This window comes from Vibrio echinoideorum (assembly GCF_024347455.1).
In the GTDB taxonomy this organism is placed as follows: domain Bacteria; phylum Pseudomonadota; class Gammaproteobacteria; order Enterobacterales; family Vibrionaceae; genus Vibrio; species Vibrio echinoideorum.
Genome location: NZ_AP025483.1, coordinates 760,391 through 781,440, shown reverse-complemented (window position 1 = coordinate 781,440; position 21,050 = coordinate 760,391). Strand labels below are relative to the sequence as shown.

22 protein-coding genes are annotated in these 21,050 nt (G+C 44.4%); 6 read left to right on the top strand and 16 right to left on the bottom strand.

Annotation, left to right across the window (positions count from 1 at the left end):
- The first annotated feature begins 44 nt into the window (after window positions 1–44).
- From ppnN to OCV36_RS03650, 3 genes are all read left to right on the top strand, one after another.
- Complete coding sequence (gene ppnN / locus OCV36_RS03660) at window positions 45–1,412, top strand: nucleotide 5'-monophosphate nucleosidase PpnN (protein ID WP_135456013.1); 1,368 nt, start codon at window positions 45–47, stop codon at window positions 1,410–1,412.
- A 141-nt stretch (window positions 1,413–1,553) separates the two neighbouring features.
- Window positions 1,554–2,330: a flap endonuclease Xni gene (xni, locus tag OCV36_RS03655; protein ID WP_102553661.1), complete on the top strand. Its 777-nt coding sequence runs from the start codon at window positions 1,554–1,556 to the stop codon at window positions 2,328–2,330.
- A 161-nt stretch (window positions 2,331–2,491) separates the two neighbouring features.
- The gene (locus OCV36_RS03650; RefSeq protein WP_135456011.1) at window positions 2,492–3,253 is read left to right on the top strand and encodes a DNA/RNA non-specific endonuclease; all 762 of its coding nucleotides are present in this window, start codon (window positions 2,492–2,494) and stop codon (window positions 3,251–3,253) included.
- A 60-nt stretch (window positions 3,254–3,313) separates the two neighbouring features.
- On the opposite strand, the gene rlmM is transcribed toward OCV36_RS03650, so the two are convergent.
- From rlmM to pomA, 7 genes are all read right to left on the bottom strand, one after another.
- Window positions 3,314–4,405 carry a 23S rRNA (cytidine(2498)-2'-O)-methyltransferase RlmM gene (gene rlmM / locus OCV36_RS03645; RefSeq protein ID WP_029225208.1) on the bottom strand — a complete coding sequence of 364 codons (1,092 nt, stop codon included), beginning with the start codon at window positions 4,403–4,405 and terminating at the stop codon, window positions 3,314–3,316.
- On the bottom strand, window positions 4,402–4,800 hold the full coding sequence (locus OCV36_RS03640; RefSeq protein ID WP_065103071.1) for a DUF423 domain-containing protein: 399 nt from the start codon (window positions 4,798–4,800) through the stop codon (window positions 4,402–4,404). The genes rlmM and OCV36_RS03640 overlap by 4 nt, the downstream gene beginning before the upstream one ends.
- Window positions 4,790–5,413 carry an alpha/beta fold hydrolase gene (locus OCV36_RS03635; RefSeq protein WP_135456009.1) on the bottom strand — a complete coding sequence of 208 codons (624 nt, stop codon included), beginning with the start codon at window positions 5,411–5,413 and terminating at the stop codon, window positions 4,790–4,792. Before OCV36_RS03635 ends, OCV36_RS03640 begins: the two co-directional genes overlap by 11 nt.
- Complete coding sequence (locus OCV36_RS03630; RefSeq protein ID WP_017076217.1) at window positions 5,406–6,314, bottom strand: transcriptional regulator GcvA; 909 nt, start codon at window positions 6,312–6,314, stop codon at window positions 5,406–5,408. Before OCV36_RS03630 ends, OCV36_RS03635 begins: the two co-directional genes overlap by 8 nt.
- Window positions 6,315–6,985: 671 nt before the next feature.
- A complete protein-coding gene (thiI, locus tag OCV36_RS03625) occupies window positions 6,986–8,434 on the bottom strand; it encodes a tRNA uracil 4-sulfurtransferase ThiI (RefSeq protein ID WP_135456007.1) in 1,449 nt (482 codons plus the stop codon).
- A gap of 318 nt (window positions 8,435–8,752) precedes the next feature.
- Window positions 8,753–9,700 (bottom strand): flagellar motor protein MotB, encoded by a 948-nt coding sequence (locus tag OCV36_RS03620; protein WP_135456005.1) that lies wholly within the window; start codon window positions 9,698–9,700, stop codon window positions 8,753–8,755.
- Between the two features lie 12 nt (window positions 9,701–9,712).
- Entirely contained in the window at window positions 9,713–10,477 is a 765-nt protein-coding gene (pomA, locus tag OCV36_RS03615) for a flagellar motor protein PomA (protein WP_004734406.1), read from the bottom strand.
- A gap of 298 nt (window positions 10,478–10,775) precedes the next feature.
- On the opposite strand from pomA, the gene xseB reads away from it, so the two are divergent.
- From xseB to dxs, 3 genes are read left to right on the top strand one after another with little or no spacing between them, the layout of a single operon-like run.
- Window positions 10,776–11,018 carry an exodeoxyribonuclease VII small subunit gene (gene xseB, locus OCV36_RS03610; protein ID WP_010436379.1) on the top strand — a complete coding sequence of 81 codons (243 nt, stop codon included), beginning with the start codon at window positions 10,776–10,778 and terminating at the stop codon, window positions 11,016–11,018.
- Between the two features lie 20 nt (window positions 11,019–11,038).
- Window positions 11,039–11,923 carry a (2E,6E)-farnesyl diphosphate synthase gene (ispA, locus tag OCV36_RS03605; protein ID WP_017076220.1) on the top strand — a complete coding sequence of 295 codons (885 nt, stop codon included), beginning with the start codon at window positions 11,039–11,041 and terminating at the stop codon, window positions 11,921–11,923.
- Window positions 11,924–11,944: 21 nt separating this feature from the next.
- Window positions 11,945–13,828: a 1-deoxy-D-xylulose-5-phosphate synthase gene (gene dxs / locus OCV36_RS03600; protein ID WP_135456003.1), complete on the top strand. Its 1,884-nt coding sequence runs from the start codon at window positions 11,945–11,947 to the stop codon at window positions 13,826–13,828.
- Between the two features lie 190 nt (window positions 13,829–14,018).
- Here dxs and OCV36_RS03595 read toward each other — a convergent pair whose 3' ends face one another.
- From OCV36_RS03595 to nrdR, 9 genes are all read right to left on the bottom strand, one after another.
- Window positions 14,019–14,378: a putative quinol monooxygenase gene (locus OCV36_RS03595; RefSeq protein ID WP_135456001.1), complete on the bottom strand. Its 360-nt coding sequence runs from the start codon at window positions 14,376–14,378 to the stop codon at window positions 14,019–14,021.
- A gap of 50 nt (window positions 14,379–14,428) precedes the next feature.
- Window positions 14,429–14,935 carry a phosphatidylglycerophosphatase A gene (gene pgpA / locus OCV36_RS03590; protein WP_029222743.1) on the bottom strand — a complete coding sequence of 169 codons (507 nt, stop codon included), beginning with the start codon at window positions 14,933–14,935 and terminating at the stop codon, window positions 14,429–14,431.
- Window positions 14,935–15,909: a thiamine-phosphate kinase gene (thiL, locus tag OCV36_RS03585; RefSeq protein ID WP_135455999.1), complete on the bottom strand. Its 975-nt coding sequence runs from the start codon at window positions 15,907–15,909 to the stop codon at window positions 14,935–14,937. Before thiL ends, pgpA begins: the two co-directional genes overlap by 1 nt.
- A gap of 282 nt (window positions 15,910–16,191) precedes the next feature.
- On the bottom strand, window positions 16,192–16,659 hold the full coding sequence (nusB, locus tag OCV36_RS03580) for a transcription antitermination factor NusB (protein WP_102553670.1): 468 nt from the start codon (window positions 16,657–16,659) through the stop codon (window positions 16,192–16,194).
- The gene (gene ribH / locus OCV36_RS03575; RefSeq protein ID WP_004734398.1) at window positions 16,659–17,129 is read right to left on the bottom strand and encodes a 6,7-dimethyl-8-ribityllumazine synthase; all 471 of its coding nucleotides are present in this window, start codon (window positions 17,127–17,129) and stop codon (window positions 16,659–16,661) included. Before ribH ends, nusB begins: the two co-directional genes overlap by 1 nt.
- A 336-nt stretch (window positions 17,130–17,465) precedes the next feature.
- Window positions 17,466–18,575 (bottom strand): bifunctional 3,4-dihydroxy-2-butanone-4-phosphate synthase/GTP cyclohydrolase II, encoded by a 1,110-nt coding sequence (gene ribBA, locus OCV36_RS03570; RefSeq protein ID WP_017076226.1) that lies wholly within the window; start codon window positions 18,573–18,575, stop codon window positions 17,466–17,468.
- 107 nt (window positions 18,576–18,682) lie between these two features.
- A complete protein-coding gene (locus OCV36_RS03565; protein WP_029225212.1) occupies window positions 18,683–19,339 on the bottom strand; it encodes a riboflavin synthase in 657 nt (218 codons plus the stop codon).
- A 137-nt stretch (window positions 19,340–19,476) separates the two neighbouring features.
- The gene (gene ribD / locus OCV36_RS03560; protein ID WP_135455997.1) at window positions 19,477–20,589 is read right to left on the bottom strand and encodes a bifunctional diaminohydroxyphosphoribosylaminopyrimidine deaminase/5-amino-6-(5-phosphoribosylamino)uracil reductase RibD; all 1,113 of its coding nucleotides are present in this window, start codon (window positions 20,587–20,589) and stop codon (window positions 19,477–19,479) included.
- Between the two features lie 10 nt (window positions 20,590–20,599).
- Window positions 20,600–21,049, bottom strand: a complete 450-nt coding sequence (gene nrdR, locus OCV36_RS03555; RefSeq protein ID WP_017076229.1) for a transcriptional regulator NrdR — start codon at window positions 21,047–21,049, stop codon at window positions 20,600–20,602.
- Window position 21,050 lies beyond the last annotated feature (1 nt).

Sequence of the window (21,050 nt, the reverse complement as noted above, 5' to 3'; positions counted from 1 at the left end):
GTCACTTCAAAAGTCGCCTCTGCTCTTATCAACAAGGAGGCATTATGATTACTCATATCAGCCCTGCCGGTAGCATGGATTTACTCTCTCAACTTGAAGTTGAGCGTCTTAAGAAAACCGCATCTAGTGATCTGTACCAACTGTATCGTAACTGTACATTGGCGGTACTCAACTCAGGTAGCCACACCGACAACTCCAAAGAATTACTAGATAAATATCAATCATTTGATGTTGAAGTCGTTCGTCGTGAGCGTGGTATAAAACTCGAACTGAGTAACCCACCAGAGCATGCCTTTGTCGATGGTGAAATCATCAAGGGTATACAAGAGCATCTGTTTTCTGTTCTGCGTGACATTGTCTACGTCAATATGCATTTAGCAGACAACCAAAGACTGAACTTAACCAATGCTACTCACATTACCAATCTAGTGTTTGGGATCTTGAGAAACGCAGGAGCGCTCACGCCAGGCATTGAACCGAACCTGATTGTTTGTTGGGGTGGGCACTCGATCAATGCCAGCGAATATCAATACACTCGCGAAGTCGGTAATGAACTTGGGTTGCGTGAACTGAACATTTGTACCGGCTGTGGACCGGGCGCTATGGAAGGACCAATGAAAGGTGCAGCTATTGGCCATGCTAAACAACGCTATACCGAACATCGTTATTTAGGTCTTACTGAGCCTTCGATCATCGCTGCTGAGCCACCAAACCCGATCGTAAATGAACTGGTGATCATGCCCGATATAGAAAAGCGTCTTGAAGCATTCGTTCGTATGGCGCATGGCATCATTATTTTCCCTGGAGGCCCCGGTACGGCTGAAGAGCTACTGTACATCTTAGGTATCATGATGCATCCGAATAACGTAGACCAGCCGATGCCTATTGTTTTGACGGGCTCGAAAGAGAGCGAAGCTTACTTCCGTTCAATTGATAAATTCATTGGCGAAACTCTGGGTGAAGAAGCACAAAAGCACTATGAAATAGTGATTGATGACCCTGCACGCGCTGCGAAAATCATGAAACAAGCGATGCCAGATGTACGCTCTCACCGTAAAGAGACCGGCGATGCTTATAGCTATAACTGGTCACTGCATATCGAGCCTGAGTTCCAACTGCCCTTCGATCCGACACATGAGTCTATGGCGGCACTTGATCTTCATATGGACCAGAAAACAGAAAGCCTTGCGGCTAATTTACGTAAAGCGTTCTCAGGAATTGTGGCGGGTAATGTCAAAGCCGAAGGTATTCTAGAGATAGAAAAACATGGTCCATTCCTCATTGATGGTGATAAAGAGTTGATGACAAAAATGGACCAACTGTTAAGTGACTTTGTTGAACAACATAGAATGAAACTGCCGGGCGGCACTGACTACGTTCCTTGCTATAAAATTATGCCGAGTAGCGAATAACGACAAGTGACTGATAACAGGCCACAAGCATAAAGCTAAACAAGTCATGACGTTTACGTCACCAACGTTTCAACTAACCTACTGATACGTTACTATAAGGGGCTAGCAACCCCTTATTTATTGCCTACTTAGTGGAAACCTATGTCTATCCATCTTGTTATTATCGATGCCTTAAATCTCATCCGACGCGTACACTCTGTTCAGCCGGATCCAGCCGATATAGCAAGAACCATTACCACCACAACTCGCACACTGAACCGAATTCTAAACGAATCACAACCAACCCACATCATCGCGGTATTTGATCACCATTTACAAGATAGAGGGTGGCGCGCTGAGGTACTTCCTGCCTACAAACAGAACAGAAAGCCAATGCCTGAACCATTAATGAAAGGTCTTGATGCTATTCAGCAGGCTTGGTGGGAATTAGGTATTGATTCGCTGCTTTCTGATGGTGATGAAGCGGATGACTTAGTAGCAACGCTCGCTAAGAAAGTGGCCGATCACGGAGAAACAGTCACCATCATCTCGACGGATAAGGGCTACTGCCAACTGTTGTCACCAACGCTACAGATCCGTGATTACTTCCAGCACCGTTGGTTAGATAAACCCTTTATCGAAGCGGAATTTGGCGTAAAACCTGAACAGCTCGCAGATTACTGGGGATTAACGGGCGTCAGCTCAAGCCAAGTGCCGGGGATTCCTGGAGTTGGACCAAAAGCTGCCAAAGAGATATTAACAACGTATCCAGATATAGAAACGGCATTCCTAGCTGAAGACTTACCAAAAAAATATCGCAAGAAATTCGATGAGCATATTGAATCGGCTCGCGTATGTAAGCTCGTTTCAGCACTCAAAACAGACATCGATTTGGGTTTCAATCTTCAAGATATTCGTTACTCTGATAACCAAGCTTAACACTTCTAGATGTTCATCTTTTCTGTTGTGTTCTCCATTACATTCACAACCTAATCATAATGTTAATCAATACCTTACCGAGTATTGATTAACATTTATCCTTCATCACAGTCTTATTGATATAAGTATTTAATTTCATTGCTCCAATAAGGAGAAATACAATGAAAAACATACTGTTACTATCATTAACTACCCTCTTACTTAATATCACACCTCTTGCTGTTGCAAACGAGGCCTGTGGTGAACACCTAGCTAAAGGTTTACCTTCAGAAAACTCTGATCAAATGCTTTGTCGAACCGGTTATGCCATTGGCTACAACTATTCCATGAAAAATGCTGATTGGGTTGCCTATCATGTCACCGCAGAAAGCATAAATGGGCAGTTCAAACGAAGTAACCGCTTTAAAGCCGATTCAGAACTACCCGAATACACCCAATCAACACTAAGTGACTACTCCAAATCCGGTTATGACCGCGGCCATCTTGCTCCATCTGCAGCAATGGACTTCAGCGAAGTGTCGATGCAAGAAAGTTTCTTGCTAAGCAATATGTCACCACAACTTCCAGGGTTTAACCGAGTTGGCTGGCGATTGCTAGAAGAGCATGTACGTGACCTTGCCAATGAATATCAAGAGCTCTATGTGGTGACAGGCCCTATTTATGACGGGAATGAAACCTTTATTGGCAATGGAGTTATGATTCCAAGTGCATTCTACAAAGTGATTCTCGACCCGTATTACAACGATGCGATTGCTTTTATTGTGCCGCACCGTGACGTATCGAGCAGTGAGCTCGCAAGCTTTGTCACAACTATTGATGAAGTAGAAGTCCGCACCAACTTGGATTTTTTCGCAAACACTAGCGATGATATAGAAAGTAATATGGAAGCAATGCTTTGGGAAATGTGGCCTACCTCAGAGTAAACCTCTCACAATAAAAAAACGCTCCTTATTAGGAGCGTTTTTTTGTTATCGAACTGCGAATTAGTACGGTGAGATATTCGAAAGCGACTGAATATGAACCGTGATCTCTTCGCGATCGTGGTAAAGGTGCTTCGCCTGCATCTTGAATTTAACTTTGTTATCAATCAGGAACTGTTTCAGGTTCTCGATATCCTGCAGTACTTCATCGTAACGGCCTTTCATTGGCAGTTTAAGGTTGAACAGTGCTTCTTTCGCCCAGCCTTTGATGATCCACTCACCCATTAAGTGAGCAACACGAGCTGGCTTCTCAACCATGTCACAGATAATCCAAGTCACGTTCTTACGGTCAGGTTCAAATTTAAAGCCATCCACCATGTGGTGCTTGATTTGACCCGTTTCCATTAGGCTGTCTGCCATCATGCCGTTGTCAACACAGTGAACGAACATAGAACGCTTAACCAGTTGGTAAGTCCAACCACCTGGACACGCACCTAAATCTACGCCCCACATACCTGGAGCAAGACGCTCATCCCATTCATCACGAGGGATGAATACATGAAATGCTTCTTCTAGCTTCAATGTAGAACGGCTTGGTGCATCTGATGGGAACTTCAAACGAGGAATGCCCATAAAGAACTGTGAGTTGTTGGTTGGGTAAGAGTAACCGACCAAGCAGTGACCCGGAGCGATAAAACATAAGTGAAGCACAGGCTTCTTAACATTGTCTTTCGCTGTCATCAGGCCTTTACCACGCATAGCTTGACGCATTGGCACGGTAAACTTACGGCAGAACTTCAAAAGCTCTTTCGCTTCATTGGTGTCAGGCGTTTCAATACGGATATCGCCACAACGTGGGAAACCTTCTTTCTCAGAAAGCGCCTCAAGAATTGGGGAGATACGATCATCAGTCGGCAGATCTTTGATTTCAACCGCTACCGCGATCATTTGACGAGCAAAGATCAGCGATTGGAAGTCGATCTCTTTAACCAGTTTATCGGCTTCGCCTGCTTGATAACATTCAAACAATACAAAGCCTGTATTGTTCTTTAAGCGAGGAAAACCAAACACTTCCAGTTGTGTTGCCTTGTCTTGAATTTCGCCAGCACATTCTTTTTCAAAACCAGAGCGACAATAAAGTAGTACGTGTTTCACTGAGTTACCTCTTTTATATTCAAAGCAGCGAAGGAGAAGACTCCCCAACCAATGATAAATAGTAGACCACCAAACGGTGTTATAGGGCCAAACCATTTTATTCCTGTCAGTGCTAGCCCATAAAGGCTGCCACTAAAACAAAGGATGCCGATGATAAAGCAAATTGCCGCAATGAAAAAATATTTTTGTGATTTAGCGCCAAGTTTCATCTGTAACAGAGCACCACATGCCAATATCGCTAGAGTATGAATAAACTGATACTGAACACCCGTCTCAAACACACCCAAAAGATACTCAGGCAAGATCGCTTTTAAGCCATGAGCGGCGAATGCACCAAGCATCACAGCAATGGCACCAGAAATGCCTGCGATAGTGAGTAAATACTTACTTCTCATTGAGCACCTCTTTGATAAACGCGGAAAGTTTTTCGACCGTCAACGCAATGTTCTGCTGCTCGGTATAACCAGAACTCTTACGAGGTTTAAAGCTATGATCGCCATCGGGAATAAACTCAACACGAATTGAATCCGACAAATCGAAATCAGCAAACTCTTCACGCTTACCAAAGGTATCGCGCTCGCCTTGTAGAATAAGACACGGCTTTGCTAACTCAGCAAGATGCTCACCTTTGTATTTCTCTGGTTTGCCTGGAGGGTGGAAAGGAAAACCTAAACACGCCATCGCTGCAACCTTATCAAGTTCAGACAAATGACTCGCCATGCGCCCTCCCATCGACTTACCGCCAATCACAAGTTTATCGGCATCAACCTGCTCGATAATCTCTTGGTAAGCTTCAAGCAGCTTAGGGGCTCTGTCAGGTGGACGACGCTTGCCATCTTCAGCACGCTTAATCATATAAGGGAAATTAAAGCGGATAACGCGTATTTCTTTCAACGCTAACCCTTTCGCCACCGACTGCATGAATTCATGATCCATACCGGCACCCGCACCATGTGCGAAAATAAAGGTGATAGGATAATCTTCACCATCAATGATGACATTATTCATCAAGTAGGTCCTCTTGCTCGCTCTGCGCTTTGGCAAGCATCCAGTCACGAAAAGTGGCAATACGTCCCATGTCAGCTTGTTTCTCATGACAGACAACATAGAAGGCATTCTTGCTGACCAACACCTCGTCAAATGGTGCTATCAAACGGCCTGCCTCTATTTCAGGCTGTGCTAATACATTATTGCCCAATGCAATGCCTTGGCCGTGAGCCGCAGCTTGCAGCACCATGGTTGAGTGACTGAAGATCGGACCATGATTAACGTTCACGCCGTCGATACTATTTTGCTTGGCAAATTGTTTCCAATCTTTACGAGAGGTATCGTGCAATAACGTATGGCATGCCAAATCACTAAGCGATTCTAATGGCTTGGTTCCAAGTAACACCGAAGGTGAGCACAAAGGAATTAAGTATTCTTGATAAAGCTTATCGGCTCTTAAGCCAGACCAATTACCTCGCCCGTAGTAAATAGCAACGTCTACGTCATCGGTTAACGAGCCTTCATCCATATCAACGGCTTTGATTCGTACATCAATATCAGGTTCTTGCTGATTAAAGTCTGCAAGCCTTGGTACTAACCATTGAATGGCGAAACTTGGCGGTAAACTAATAGTCAATGCGCCCTTCTCACTTCGCTCAAGCACTTTGTCAGTGGCTTCTGCGAGTGATGTGAAAATATCTTTGATATCCAAGAAGTAACTTTGCCCTTCTTCGGTCAGCAGCAAAGAACGGTTTCTTCGACGAAAAAGCTTCAAAGACAAAAATTCTTCAAGTGCTTTTATCTGATGGCTGACCGCAGCTTGAGTAACAAACAACTCTTCTGCAGCACGCGTAAAACTCAAATGTCGAGCAGCGGCTTCAAACACTCTTAACGAGTTTAATGGGGGTAATCGACGAGACATAGTCACTCTCTAAATAAGCATTAGTTTTTTTTATCTGAAACATTATAATTTGTCCATTGCCTAGCGGCCAGAGAAATTCTATATTTCATCCCGCAGTAGCTAGCCTGAACGGCTTGATTCTCTCTAGAATCAATTGGTTTAGCTCCTGCGATGTTGTGTTTGCAAACTCGTTCTTTTCGAGTTGGGTAGAGTTCTACCAAATGTTTTGTTGCAGTTCTATACTGAAACGAGGCATGTACTTCCTGTATTTATTTTGACCTGTCTGTCAAATTTGTTTGCACCGCCTTATGGGCGGTGTTTTTTTATGTGCAAAGAAAAGTAACAACAAGTTTATCAATAGCTGAACTAATTAATCTTGATTATTTTTCATCGTTAATCACAGAATTAGACACGCACTCAAATAGTCAACTGAACACATACAAATAGAATCATTGAATAGCACTAAAAAGTAACAGAACCCTTCAAGATACTCACATTTCCCAGTCACAAAGAAACTAACTTAGAAATCAGCTTAGAACCCAAAAAATTAAAATATCAAAGCCTGCCGATACCGCACCAAACTCACGCCCCCTCCCGACTTACTGTAAATCATTAACAATAGAAAATAAAAAAGCCGCTTACTTTCTAGTAAGCGGCTTTGCAAAATATTCAGCTATTCGGTTAACACACCACTATGGGCGGTAAACCTTAACGTTATGGAAGCCTTGCTCTTGTAGGTAAAGTGCCTGTAGACGACTCATTACACCACGGTCACAGTACAGCAAGTACTCTTTCGCTTGATCCAAGTCGCCAAACTGAGTCGAAAGCTTGAAGAACGGGATGTGTTTCACTTCAACACCATCGATCTCTAGTGGGCTTTCGTCTTCTTCGTCTGGGCTACGGATATCAAGAACGATAGCGTGCTCAGCAACAGCCTGAACTTGTTCAACTTCAGGAGCTTGCTCTTGGCTCTCTTTCTCGATGTCACGGATATCCATAACACGAGCGTTCTCGATCACTTGCTCCAGCACTTCAAAGTTAAACTTAGCTTCTTCTGCTTCTAGTTTACCTTTCTTCGCTTTTATTGTTGGCTTCTTAGAGATAACACCACAGTATTCAGGCATTACTTTTGCGAAATCTTCGGTGCCAATCTTACGAGATAGATCGATGATGTCTTCTTTGTCCCAGTTGATGAGCGGACGTAGGATCAACGTATCAGTCACGTTATCGATGTGACGAAGGTTAGTTAGCGTTTGGCTAGAAACCTGACCTAATGCTTCACCTGTTACTAGGGCTTCGATACCGAAGCGTTCTGCAACCATACCGCCAGCACGCATGAACATACGCTTAAGTACAACGCCCATTTGGCCGTCTTCTACGTTTTCTAGGATTTCAGCTACTACCGGTTCGAAATCAATAGAGATAAATTTCACTTTTGCAGAAGCACCAAACTTGTTCCACAAGTAATGTGAAACTTGCTTAACACCAATTTCGTGCGCAGGGCCACCTAGGTTAAAGAAGCAGTAATGCACTTTAGAACCACGTTTGATGTGTAAGTAGCTTGAAACGCCAGAATCGAAACCGCCAGAGATCAAGCTAAGCAGATCTTCTTGAGTACCTAGAGGGAAACCGCCTAGGCCTTTATGACGCTCAATAACTTGGTTAAGCTTCTCGTTCTCGACTTCAACTTTAACGGTAATATCTGGATTCTTCAGTTTTACTTTTGCTGATTCAACCGCTTGGTTTAAACCACCACCTACGTAGCGTTCTAGCTCGATAGAGGTAAAGTCATGTTTACCACGACGCTTGGCTCGCACAGAGAAAGTCTTACCTTCAATAAGAGCACCGCTTCGTTCAAGAACTTGCTCGTAAATATTGTGCAGGTCTTTAAATTCTGATTGCTGAACTTCAAGGGAGTGATGAATACCCGGAGTTTGCGTCAGTACTTCGAGTGTTTCTTTAAAGTACTTGTCGCTCTCAGACGTCACTTCGATGTGGTCACGACGGTTGAAGACAGCCACAGACTCAGTACGACGCTGAAGAATAGTACGAATATTACGTTCTAGAATCTTTGTGAAGCGCTTACGCACCGATTCACTTTTAATAAAAATTTCCGGATGAGGCTTAACAATAAATTTCATAGTACTTTCACGCCAATAAGGTTCACAAATTTTAGTAGGTTCATCACCACGTAAAAGGTCATTTCACATAGTTATTGAAGCAATAATAGATCAATATTAAATCTAAGGGCGCGAATTATACATGAGAAAGTGAAACAAGGAAAAGAGTGCGTGCTTTAGCACCACCAATAAACAGAACCTGAGGACAAACTATCGTATCAATTTCTTTCTATCTCTCTTTCCACCTCTTCCCAAGTTTCGTACAGACACCTTTATGTCTCAAACAAAAAGCCCAATCGATTAAAGATTGGGCTTTGGAATACATACTCTTGGTAAAGACTATTCGGTAATCGCTGGAACTTCTTCGCTGTAAAGTGGTTCACCTTGCATGATGCTGATTTCTACGCGGCGATTTAGGCTGCGTTGCCACTCCGTATCATTTGGCTCAACAGGTTCTGTATCCGCCATACCACGCACTCTCAAACGTTGATGAGAGAAACCGCGAACCTTTTCCATCTCTTGAGCAACAGACACCGCTCGCTGTGATGACAAATCCCAATTAGAACGATAGAGCTCTGAATCAAGTCTCTGGTTATCGGTGTGGCCTGAAATACGAACAATACCCGGCACATCTTTTACCAGTTCAGCAACCTGCCTAACTAAAGGTCGAAACTTAGGTTGTAAGAAAGCGGAACCCGATGGGAATGCGCCTTTCTCACGAATTCGAATGACGATCTGCTGGCCAAGATTTTCAACCTCAATCGCGCCTTGGTCAATCTCTCGCTCCAACGCCTTCTTGATGCTTTCCATCAAGGTTTCCATCTCTTGCGATTGAGCCTCAGCTTGCTGTTGCTGTTGGTCTGACTCAGAGTTTTGATTGTCATGAGTAGAGACCTCTGGCGACTTGCCTCCGGTCATCTTGCCTTGGTCTCGCATTGTACCGCCAGCACGCTCAGATTCACCTTCATGAAACTCAAGCGTTTGCTGCGTAATATCAATGGTCTGTTGCATGATCACATCAATCGGTGTCGGCTCAGGGCGACCAGGACGGAACTCCTGTGCAATGATGCTAGTACCTTTAGGAATATCTTTCACTTCCAAGCGGTTTTGTACACCAAACGCAAATTTCATCGACCCTGCGATCTGTTTGAACTTCAGTACGTCCATCTCAGAGAATGAGAGCAGCAGTACGAAGAAACACATCAGCAGTGACATCAAATCAGCAAATGTCCCCATCCATTGAGGTAACCCCGGAGGAGGACATTTGCATGGATTTTCTTCATCCATCTTCAAATCCTTTTACGCGGGTTCACCATCAATAGTTCGCTTACCTTCATTTAGGTAGCTCTTCAGGTAACCATCAATAACTCGTGGGTTCTGACCATCTTGAATCGCTAAAACGCCATCCATAACCAAGCGACGGTTCAGCGTCTCTTGGTCACGACGTAGGGCAAGTTTGTCTGCAATCGGGAAGAACACCATGTTCGAAAGGATTGCACCGTAAAGCGTGGTTAAAAGTGCAACTGCCATTGCCGGGCCGATCGCTTTAGGATCATCCATGTTCGAAAGCATAGCAACCAAACCAACCAGGGTGCCAATCATACCCATCGCAGGTGCAACATCACCAAATGCAGAGAACACTTTCGCGCCCTGCTCGTGACGCTCTGTTGTCAATGCGATGTCTTTTTGCAGTGCAGCACGCACCACATCACCATCATGGCCATCCACCAATAGGTCGATACCTTTTTGCATAAAACTATTACTGATTTCCATCTCTTCGAGTGCTAAGAAGCCGCCTTTACGCGCTGCATCAGCCATCTCTACGACTTTAGCGATAAGATCTTCAGGCTCATCGGCTTTAAACATAAATGCTTTGCCGGCAATTTTAGTCGCGCCAAAGAACTGCCCCATAGTGAACTTCATCAGAACAACAAACGTTGAACCACCCACCACGATCAAAATGGATGTCGTGTCATAGAACATCCCGAGGCTTCCACCTAGGATCATTGCCATGATTACAAAGGCAAATCCACCAATCAAACCTATTAGGGTTGCTAAATCCACTGAGCACTCCTCATGCTTTTTTGTAGCTCTACGTCGACGATAATCTTTTTATCGGCCAGACTATAAGATCTTTTAGTAAATTCTTGGCCTAAGTATCACACTTTTCGTTTTTGAGTCACAACTATTAGCCGACTTTAGCCCTATCCGTAGCGCATAAACTCGATAAAGCTAAGGTTATTCAATCAAAGTGAGTTCAAGTCCCTTAAAAACGAACTTTCTAGCAAAATTTATTGGTTACATTTGACCATATCAACGGCCTAGGGTAACGTTCGTTCATCTTTCCAAACGCAGATTTATTATGGCTACTAAGAAACCTGAAAATATGAGCTTTGAAGCAGCAATCGAAGAGCTTGATGGCTTGGTTGATCAACTAGAAAATGGTGATCTAGCTTTAGATGATGCGCTGAAAAAATTCGAACGAGGCATCTCCCTCGCTCGTGCTGGTCAAAGTAAACTAAACGATGCTGAACAACGCGTTAGCATCTTACTGCAAAATGATCAAAATGCAGAACTTAGCGACTTTAACCCACAACCTGAATAACGAATTGTATGAGATCCCCTATGATTGAGACTTTATTGTCTTATCAAGCACGTAATAACGAGCAACTGAACCTTTGGCTTGATCGCCTGCCACACCAAAATCAGAATCTTATCAACGCGATGCGTTACGGATTACTTTTAGGCGGCAAACGTGCACGTCCATTTCTTGTCTACATTACAGGGGAAATGCTTGGCTGCACCGCTGAAGAACTCGACACTCCAGCTTCTGCAATCGAATGTATTCATGCCTATTCTCTGATTCACGACGACCTTCCAGCAATGGATGACGACGAACTGCGTCGTGGTCATCAGACTTGTCACATCAAATACGATGAAGCGACAGCCATTTTAACTGGCGATGCACTACAAACTCTCGCGTTTACTATACTTGCAGAAGGCACATTAAGTGCTGCTGGGGAAAGCAATCGCGTTCGAATGATTCAACGCCTAGCTGAAGCCTCTGGTGCTCAAGGTATGTGTATCGGTCAGGCGCTTGATATTGAAGCAGAAAACCGCGCTGTCACGTTAGAAGAACTGGAAGAAGTTCACCGTAATAAAACGGGCGCTCTTATGAAGAGTGCGATTCGTTTAGGTGCACTGGCTGCTGGTGAAAAAGCGTTAGAAGTCATGCCTCAATTAGACAAGTACGCCGATGCAATCGGGTTAGCCTTCCAGGTTCAAGATGATATTTTAGATATCATCAGCGACACCGAAACTTTGGGAAAACCACAAGGTTCTGACCAAGATTTGAACAAAAGCACCTATCCTTCTTTGTTAGGTTTAGAGGGCGCTCAAGAAAAAGCGCAAACTCTGCTACAGGAAGCGCTTCAAGCTTTGGCTGCAATCCCATACAATACCCAGTTACTCGAAGAGTTCGCCCGATACGTCATCGAGCGCAAGAACTAAGACAATAAGCGCGCATTACCTATGACTCTTGATATATCAAAGTACCCAACTCTTGCTTTGGCTGATAAGCCAGAGGATTTGCGTCTACTTCCGAAAGAGACGCTAACACAGCTTTGTGATGAATTACGCACCTATCTTCTTAACTCAGTGAGCCAGTCAAGTGGTCACTTAGCGTCAGGCTTAGGTACGGTAGAGCTAACAGTTGCTCTGCACTATGTGTACAACACTCCTTTTGACCAATTGGTTTGGGATGTTGGCCACCAAGCATACCCGCACAAAATTCTTACTGGTCGTCGTGACCGCTTGTCGACTATCCGTCAGAAAGATGGATTGCACCCATTCCCATGGCGACAAGAGAGCGAATACGACACCCTATCTGTTGGTCACTCTTCAACATCGATCAGTGCCGGACTTGGGATGGCGATCAGTGCGAAGAAAGAAGGTAAGAATCGTAAAGTCGTAAGCGTTATTGGTGATGGCGCGATTACCGCAGGTATGGCTTTCGAAGCAATGAACCACGCGGGCGATATTCACAATGACATGCTGGTTATCCTTAATGATAACGAGATGTCGATCTCTGAAAACGTCGGTGCTCTAAACAACCACCTAGCTCAAGTTCTTTCTGGCAGTCTTTACACGTCTATTCGTGAGGGTGGCAAGAAAGTGCTATCAGGCGTTCCGCCGATTAAAGAGCTCGTTCGTCGTACAGAAGAACATCTAAAAGGCATGGTTGTCCCTGGCACCATGTTCGAAGAGCTAGGCTTCAACTACATTGGTCCAATTGATGGTCACGATGTGAATGAGCTGATTAAAACGCTCAAGAACATGAGAGATCTTAAAGGTCCTCAGTTCCTGCATATCATGACGAAGAAAGGCAAAGGCTACGAGCCAGCTGAGAAAGATCCAATTGGCTACCATGGCGTACCTAAATTCGATCCGGCACATTCAAGTCTGCCTAAGAGCACCAGCTCTAAACCAACTTTCTCTAAGATTTTTGGCGACTTCCTATGTGATATGGCCGCTCAAGATCCTAAGCTAATGGCGATCACGCCTGCAATGCGTGAAGGTTCTGGTATGGTTCGTTTCTCTAAAGAATACCCAGAACAGTACTTTGATGTAGCGATTGCTGAGCAGCACGCTGTGACGCTAGCCACCGGTATGGCGATTGCGGGTGATAAGCCGATTGTCGCTATTTACTCGACTTTCTTGCAACGTGGCTACGATCAACTGATCCACGATGTTGCCATCATGGATCTACCGGTTATGTTCGCGATTGACCGTGCAGGTCTTGTCGGAGCGGATGGTCAAACACACCAAGGTGCGTTCGACTTAAGCTTTATGCGCTGCATTCCAAACATGGTGATCATGGCACCAAGCGACGAAAACGAATGTCGCCAAATGCTTTACACCGGCCACCAGCACACAGGTCCAAGTGCCGTTCGTTACCCTCGTGGTAATGGTATGGGTACTGAGATTCAAAGTGAGTTTACTGCGCTTGAGATTGGTAAAGGTCGTATCGTTCGCGAAAGCGAAAAAGCAAAAGATGGCTCGAAGGTCGCTATCCTGAGCTTTGGTACTTTCCTTGAGAGTGCACTTCAAACCGCAGACACTATCGATGCGACAGTTGCAGACATGCGTTTTGTGAAACCGCTAGATGAAGCTCTGATCAAACAACTTGCTGCTGATCACGATGTCCTCGTGACTATCGAAGAGAACGCAATTGCAGGTGGTGCAGGCTCTGGGGTGGTTGAATTCTTGATGAAAGAGAAACTACTGATGCCCGTATTGAACCTTGGCTTACCAGACAAATTTATTGCTCAAGGTACTCAAGGTGAACTGCACGAAGAGCTTGGCTTAGATGTTAAAGGGATTGAGCAATCAATCGCGGCTTATCTAGCTAAATAGATTCTTTACAAGGTAAGTAGGTGTTTACTAGGTCAACATCTAACTAAGTAAATACCCAGCTAAGTGAGTCTTTAGCTAAACAGCAAAATCAAAAAAGGTTGGCCCTAGGGTCAACCTTTTTAGTATGTGTCGATTAACTAAAGTCTTATCGACTAAAAAACTTATTCGTTAAAACCTTAGCTTACTAACCTTAACAACAAGGCTTAAGTACTGGCGCGTCATAGTTCTCTGGTTCGTCAGAGTAGATAGCAACATTGAACTTCTCGACTAACCCCGTCTCTTCAACGCACTGTTCTTGGAAGAACTGTTGGATTTCATTACGCTGACAGTGAGCTTCAAATGCCTCGTTGTCTGCCCAGATTTCATTGAATGCGATAGGGAAACTCTCACCTTCAGCAAATGGGCTCTTGATGTGACGAGTCACTGTATATTGGATACAACCGTCTTCACGCATTGTGTTTGGCTCTAGTGACTTTAGCACTTCAAACAACTCGTTCAATTTGCCTTCTTTAGGCTGAAATTGAGCAACGCAGTAAATCTTCTTAGACATTGTAATTCCTTGTTTTTATCTATTATCATCAGTGCTTTGGATATTGATTCTTAAACGAGCCAACCTGAAAAATGAGCCACTGCATACAGCGAAATCGCCGCCATAATACCCGCCACGATATCATCAATCATGATACCTAAGCCGCCGTGAACTCGCTTGTCTAACCAACCAATTGGCCAAGGCTTTACCATATCGAAAAAACGAAACAGAACAAAGCCAGCGAATAGCCATTTCCAATCATTAACAGGAATACCCAACAACGGCACTAGGCCCATGGTGATCCAAAAGCCCGCAAACTCATCCCATACAATAGAGCCGTGATCGTGCACGCCCATGTCATCAGACGTCACTTGGCATATTTTGATACCAATAATGCAGCTCACAACCACAAGAATGACATAAATAGGGAAAGGTAACTGAACCAGCAATAGATAAAATGGGATCGACGCAAGCGTGCCCATGGTGCCGGGAATAATCGGCGATAAGCCACTACCAAAACCCGTTGCCAATAAGTGCCAAGGATTTTTAAGAGAAATAAGAGAAAGTGGGTTTGTCATCAATTAACCTTAAAGTGATCGTAACCAGTTAAGTTCCAACTCAGTGGTTCACCATTATTGTGTAATTCAAAATATTCTACAGGTCTTATCTGGCCAATGCAGGTGACTTTTGTTCCAGTGTGTGACAAAGCACTTTCCAATGAACCTTTATTTTCTTCAGGTACAGTAAAGCACAATTCGTACTCTTCACCACTGGTGAGGGCATATTGCTGAGCCGAAGTAATATCAGAAGCGAATTGGCGTAATTCTGGAGAGATTGGTAGCGTGCTTACATCAATGCTCGCACCAACCTGAGAACGTTTGAGGATATGTTTTAAATCAGCAATAACACCATCAGAGATGTCAATAGCAGACGAAGCAAGGCTTACTAATGCTTGACCTGCTAAAACTCGAGGGGCGCTCAGGTAGTGTCGCTCTTCAAGCTTGAGAGCATAAGGTTTAGCTTTATTCTGCTCAGGGTCAAGTAACACTTCTAGACCTGCTTTGCTGTCCCCTAGATTACCCGTAACGTAAATCCAGTCGCCAACTTTAGCGCCATCTCTGCGTAGTGCTCGCCCTTCAGGCACAAAGCCTTGCACAGTCAATGTCAGACTTAACGGCCCTTTGGTCGTATCACCGCCAATTAACTGAATACCAAAGTAGTCTGCAAGTTTAAAAAAGGAATCACAAAATGGGGCAAGCCACGCTTCATCGACTTCAGGCATAGTTAACGCAAAAGACACCCATGCAGGCGTCGCGCCCATAGCGGCAAGATCGCTAATGTTTGAAGCCAAAGCTTTATGTGCCACCCAAGCAGGGCTAGCCTCTGCTAAGAAATGTGTGCCTGCGACTAAGGTGTCGGTGCTGATCGCAATCTCAACATTGCCAGGTGCTTTGACCAAAGCACAATCATCGCCCGCAGCCAAAAGCACATCTTTACGTTGTGGTTGTCGATTTACAAAATATTTTTCAATCAGGTTAAATTCGCCAGACATCACATGCCCTATTTTTGGTCTTCATACAAATCACAGTAATTATACCAATCACAGTAAGTAAGTGATCAAAATTAGCGTAGGGAAAAGGCTTGAGAACAAGGCAGCTCTTTTCGACAAGAAGTTTCGATAAGTAGTTATTCTACAATTAAAAACTCTAACGCAGTTATCGAGCGTTTTAGCAAGCTAGGGTGACCAGTTATTTACTACGATTGATATTACGATAATTTAGTTACAAAAAAGGCCAGCATGAGAGCTGACCTTTAGATTCAATATACGAACGTCTTATTTCTTACGAACGTGCGGCGCTGCTTTATCAAGCACACCGTTAACAAACTTATGGCTGTCTTCTGCTGCAAATACTTTTGCAAGCTCGATAGCTTCGTTGATAACCACTTTATATGGTACATCTTCGCGACGAGTCATCTCGTACATAGCTAAACGTAGAAGCGCTAGTTCCATCAAATCGAGATCTTGCATTGGGCGAGATACGAATGGACGAAGCTTGCTATCAAGTTCCATGTGGTTAAGAGCAACACCAGTTAGCAGGTCGCGGAAGTATGCAACGTCTGTTTCTGGCATAGCTAGCGCAGGTTCTGCGGCATGATGCTCTTCTTCATCATACTTACCACCAGATAAGAACTGTTCTTCAACGGTAGCAATATTTTCTTTAGTAATTTGCCAAGAGTAAATTGCTTGTAGAGCAAATTGACGTGCGTTACGACGTGCGGCTGGTTTCACACTGGCCCCCATTAGGAATCGATTTCAGAAAGAACGTTGATCATCTCAAGTGCGCTAAGTGCTGCTTCTGCACCCTTATTACCAGCCTTGGTTCCTGCGCGTTCAATAGCTTGATCGATCGTATCAACAGTAAGAACACCAAACGCTACTGGAAGAGAAAATTCCAGAGACACTTGTGCCAAACCTTTATTACATTCACTACAAACATAGTCAAAGTGAGGTGTACCGCCACGAATTACTGTACCAAGAGATACAATCGCATCGAACTTACCCGTTTTTGCAACGCGCTGCGCTACAAGTGGAAGTTCTACTGCACCAGGGCATCGAACAACAGTGATGTTGTCTTCGCTTACTTGTCCGTGACGCTTTAAAGTATCGATTGCACCAGAAAGTAAACTTTCGTTAATAAAACTGTTGAAACGAGCAATAACGATAGCAATTTTTGCATTTGGCGCTGGGAAGCCACCCTCGATCACTTTCATAAGCCTTCCTTTAACTATTTTCATCAAGTGAGAATCGCCGGATTCTAGCACAAAACTGTGAGCAATATCTAATGCTAATTTAGCAGAGCAGACGCCGGAGATGTAAAGATGATAGTGCAGCGTTGCTCCCAAACATATAGGAACAGCAAGCAGAAAAGCTCGTTCATTTGTCACAGAGCAAATCAAGCTTCCCTACTTTGCTCTTTTGGCATTATTTACAACCAAAAGAGCAACTAAAATCATCCGTGAATTATGTTGCTACGACCTATGTCGCAGCGATCTATATTGAAACGAGAACAGGCGTGCTTGCTCATACAAAGCTTATGCACCCAAGTCTTATTCACAAACGTACTCAACAACGTTAAGACCAAAGCCACCCAATGCGTGGTAACGCTTAGAGCTTGAAGACAACAAACGCATATCGTGAACGCCTAGGTCTTGTAGAATCTGAGAACCTACGCCAACACGACGAGAGGTACCCTGCTTCTTAGCCATGGTTGGTTGCTCATTCTTATCTTGAGCTTCGAATGTCTTCACTTTGTGGATCAAAGAATCAGACGACTCTTCGTTACCCAGAATAACCAACACGCCGCCTTCGTCACCAATACGCTTCATCGCTTTATCTAGCGACCAGCTACGCTCGGTACCACGATCTGAATGAAGCAGATCGGTGAACGTATCGTGCAGGTGAACACGCACTAAAGGAGCCCCCTCAGACAGGTCGCCTTTTTGCATCGCGTAGTGGATCTGGTTATCAATCGTGTCGCGGTAAGTCACTAGCTCGAAATCACCAAACTCTGTTGGCAGGTGGCACTGTGCTACACGCTCAATTGTCGTTTCAGTGTTGTTGCGGTATTCAATCAAGTCAGCAATCGTGCCTAGTTTGATATCGTGTTTTTCAGCGAACACTTCAAGATCAGGGCGACGAGCCATGGTGCCATCGTCGTTTAGGATCTCAACGATAACTGAAGCAGGCTCACAACCGGCTAGACGAGCTAAATCACAACCAGCTTCTGTGTGGCCAGCACGCGTTAGAACGCCGCCTTCTTGAGCTGTCAGCGGGAAGATATGACCAGGTTGAACTAAGTCAGCCGCTTTCGCATCTTTTGCCACTGCTGCTTGAACGGTAACTGCACGGTCTGATGCAGAGATACCTGTAGTTACACCTTCAGCTGCTTCAATTGAAACCGTAAAGTTTGTGGTGTACTGCGCGTTGTTGTCTTGAACCATAGGCGCTAGACCCATACGGTTTGAACGCTCTTTGGTAAGAGTTAGACAGATTAAGCCGCGGCCATACATCGCCATGAAGTTAATGGCTTCTGGCGTTACATGTTCTGCTGCCATGATAAGATCGCCTTCATTTTCGCGATCTTCATCATCCATCAGGATAACCATTTTTCCTAGGCGAATGTCTTCAATAATTTCTTGAGGAGTACTAATTGGCATTGTTTTATATCCTTTGAAATGGTTCTGCTTCCTAGAACCGACATATTTAAACCTGATGATATTGCTTAGCTTTTACAAAGTGCTATTTGGAGACTGAGTAAAAGTTATTAGGCAAAACCATTCTGCTGTAAGAATTCCATCGTCAATCGAGATTCAGGCTCAGACTCTTGCTGTTGACCTTGTAATAGACGCTCCATATAACGCGCCAATACATCGACTTCTAGATTCACTTTACGACCGACATTGAATTGGTCGATGGTTGTTTCTGACGAGGTGTGAGGAACGATGGTTAACTTAAATGCATTTTTACGTAAATCGTTCACCGTAAGGCTTATACCATCAACTGTGATTGAACCTTTCTGAGCCACGTACTTTGAGATTTCAGCGGGCATTTCTACCCAGAACTCAATCGCACGTCCAACTTGGTTACGCTCAACAATCTCGCCCACACCATCAACGTGACCAGACACGATATGACCACCGAAACGTGTCGTCGGCAGCATCGCTTTTTCTAGGTTAACCTTATCGCCTGCTTGGTAATCCACAAAACCCGTTTTTTTCAGGGTCTCAAGCGATAGGTCTGCACTGTAGCTATGGTCATTGAATTCAACAACCGTCAAACAAACTCCGTTGGTGGCAATACTGTCACCAAGTTTAACGTCGGCCATATCAAGCTTACCAACGTTAACCGTTACGGTAATGTCTTCTCCGCGGGGAGTAATAGCACTCAATGTACCTACGGTTTCTACAATTCCTGTGAACATTTTAAAACTCTTCTTGTTGTCAACGATACTCATGCTGCTCGCTACTTTTAGAGCTCAACACTTACCGTTGAACATGTATTTCTGATGCGAGGGTTTATGGTCGTGTCAGTTATTTTTTACGATTGGTATTACGGCTTCTATTGTAGTTTCGCCAATATTGGCTTCGCCACAATGCGAATATCTACGCCAACCTGTCTAACATCTTTAATTTCTAGGTCAATAACGTCAGACATTGAAGTGAGCCCTAATGCTCCCATCAAGCCTCGTCCGTCACTGCCCATTAGTTTAGGCGCTAAATAGAGGATTAGCTCATCCACCAACTGCGCTTCAATTAAGCTTTTTGCTAAGGTAGCGCCCGCTTCGACCCAAATATGGTCAATATGATTCGCTGGCAATTGACGCATTAAATCGTGTAAGTCTAGCTTACCTGCATCCGTTGTTCCGACTGTAATATCAGCAGAGGTTTCAGCTACTCTCAATACCGAAGTTGGAGTCTGGAATAACTTGAGCTCAGGATACAGTTGATTTTGGCGATCAAGAATCACACGAATCGGCTGACGCAACTCGTCTTCAAGGTAATTTATTTTGGTATTGCTTGGCAATTCTGCCCAGCGAACATTCAGCGATGCGCTGTCTTCAATCACCGTCTGGCTAGTTGATAGCACCGCGCCTGCTTTTGCTCGGTAATTCTGAACATCACGACGCGCTTCTGGCGATGTGATCCACTGGCTTTGACCATTTCCCAATGCAGTTTGGCCATCAAGGCTGGCCGCCATCTTTAACTGAACGAATGGCATGCCCGTTTGCATACGCTTGATAAATGCAGGGTTCAAGTCGAGAGCATCTTGCTCTAGTAAGCCTATTTCAACCTCAATACCCGCGTCGCGTAGCATCTTGATACCACGTCCTGCGACCTTCGGGTTTGGGTCTTGCATGGCACAAATTACTTTTGAAACTTGAGCCTTAATCAAACCTTCGGCACAAGGCGGTGTTCGACCATAGTGCGAACAAGGCTCTAACGTGACATAAGCAGTCGCACCTTTTGCCTGGTCACCTGCCATGCGCATAGCGTGAACTTCAGCATGAGGTTCACCGGCTTTGGCATGAAAACCTTCACCAACGATCTGACCATCGCTTTGTACGATGACACAACCAACATTAGGGTTCGGCGCAGTGGTGTAAATGCCGCGCTTCGCTAACTGAATAGCACGCGACATCATTTGAAAATCTAGGGGAGTAAAATTTGACATGATTGAGGCATTAATCCTCTAATTTAGCGATTTCTTCGCCAAATTCTCGGATATCTTCAAAGCTGCGGTAAACAGAAGCAAAACGAATGTACGCTACTTTATCCAAATCTTTTAATTGGCCCATAACAAGGTTACCAATCATTTCACTAGGAACTTCACGCTCGCCCGTTGCACGGAGTTGTGACTTAATCGTACTAATTGCCAGTTCAATAGCATCAGCACTCACTGGGCGTTTTTCGAGAGCGCGCTGAACGCCACCCACCATCTTATCTTCATTGAATGGTTCGCGGTTTCCGTTCGACTTTATGACTTTAGGCATCACAAGCTCTGCCGATTCAAAAGTAGTAAAACGTTCACTACATGCAAGGCATTGACGGCGACGACGAACCTGATGGCCATCGGCTACCAGTCTTGAATCGATTACTTTAGTGTCGTTCTCTGAACAAAAAGGACAATGCATA

Coding starts and splice junctions, on each gene's coding strand:
- OCV36_RS03650 (WP_135456011.1), top strand. CDS start 2,492: ATGAAAAACATACTGTTACTATCATTAACTACCCTCTTACTTAATATC.
- nusB (WP_102553670.1), bottom strand. CDS start 16,659: ATGGGGGCCAGTGTGAAACCAGCCGCACGTCGTAACGCACGTCAATTT.
- xni (WP_102553661.1), top strand. CDS start 1,554: ATGTCTATCCATCTTGTTATTATCGATGCCTTAAATCTCATCCGACGC.
- pgpA (WP_029222743.1), bottom strand. CDS start 14,935: ATGACAAACCCACTTTCTCTTATTTCTCTTAAAAATCCTTGGCACTTA.
- OCV36_RS03620 (WP_135456005.1), bottom strand. CDS start 9,700: ATGGATGAAGAAAATCCATGCAAATGTCCTCCTCCGGGGTTACCTCAA.
- xseB (WP_010436379.1), top strand. CDS start 10,776: ATGGCTACTAAGAAACCTGAAAATATGAGCTTTGAAGCAGCAATCGAA.
- thiI (WP_135456007.1), bottom strand. CDS start 8,434: ATGAAATTTATTGTTAAGCCTCATCCGGAAATTTTTATTAAAAGTGAA.
- ispA (WP_017076220.1), top strand. CDS start 11,039: ATGATTGAGACTTTATTGTCTTATCAAGCACGTAATAACGAGCAACTG.
- OCV36_RS03640 (WP_065103071.1), bottom strand. CDS start 4,800: ATGAGAAGTAAGTATTTACTCACTATCGCAGGCATTTCTGGTGCCATT.
- ribH (WP_004734398.1), bottom strand. CDS start 17,129: ATGAAAGTGATCGAGGGTGGCTTCCCAGCGCCAAATGCAAAAATTGCT.
- ppnN (WP_135456013.1), top strand. CDS start 45: ATGATTACTCATATCAGCCCTGCCGGTAGCATGGATTTACTCTCTCAA.
- thiL (WP_135455999.1), bottom strand. CDS start 15,909: ATGTCTGGCGAATTTAACCTGATTGAAAAATATTTTGTAAATCGACAA.
- dxs (WP_135456003.1), top strand. CDS start 11,945: ATGACTCTTGATATATCAAAGTACCCAACTCTTGCTTTGGCTGATAAG.
- ribD (WP_135455997.1), bottom strand. CDS start 20,589: ATGTCAAATTTTACTCCCCTAGATTTTCAAATGATGTCGCGTGCTATT.
- nrdR (WP_017076229.1), bottom strand. CDS start 21,049: ATGCATTGTCCTTTTTGTTCAGAGAACGACACTAAAGTAATCGATTCA.
- ribBA (WP_017076226.1), bottom strand. CDS start 18,575: ATGCCAATTAGTACTCCTCAAGAAATTATTGAAGACATTCGCCTAGGA.
- OCV36_RS03635 (WP_135456009.1), bottom strand. CDS start 5,413: ATGAATAATGTCATCATTGATGGTGAAGATTATCCTATCACCTTTATT.
- OCV36_RS03595 (WP_135456001.1), bottom strand. CDS start 14,378: ATGTCTAAGAAGATTTACTGCGTTGCTCAATTTCAGCCTAAAGAAGGC.
- OCV36_RS03630 (WP_017076217.1), bottom strand. CDS start 6,314: ATGTCTCGTCGATTACCCCCATTAAACTCGTTAAGAGTGTTTGAAGCC.
- OCV36_RS03565 (WP_029225212.1), bottom strand. CDS start 19,339: ATGTTCACAGGAATTGTAGAAACCGTAGGTACATTGAGTGCTATTACT.